We start from the raw sequence: 237 nt of genomic DNA on the forward strand, positions 1-237 counted from the left end.
AAGGTCAATCTCGCAGGTGGCTGCCTCCGACATCTTAGGATGGCTCAAAGAGGTAACGGACAAAACGGAAGGCGCTGCGGTTCTCCAGGTACTCAGCATCCCTTTCGTGCCAATAAGCCTCGCGTTCAAAACTGATATTCCTGTAGGCCCGGTAGGTATCCAGGTAGCAGATGCAGCGGATGGTCCATTCAACCGCGTACCACAAATAGAAAAAGACCACCAGGAGTTCTGCCTGTT

The 237-nt window shown here is 52.3% G+C and carries 1 pseudogene; it reads right to left on the reverse strand.

Features of this window, described 5'->3' with window-relative positions:
- Positions 1-34 precede the first annotated feature (34 nt).
- Positions 35-237: pseudogene (locus ACRHNM_RS18140) on the reverse strand (hypothetical protein); the annotation flags it as partial.

Origin of the sequence: Psychroserpens mesophilus (assembly GCF_050617655.1) — a bacterium.
GTDB lineage: Bacteria > Bacteroidota > Bacteroidia > Flavobacteriales > Flavobacteriaceae > Psychroserpens > Psychroserpens mesophilus_A.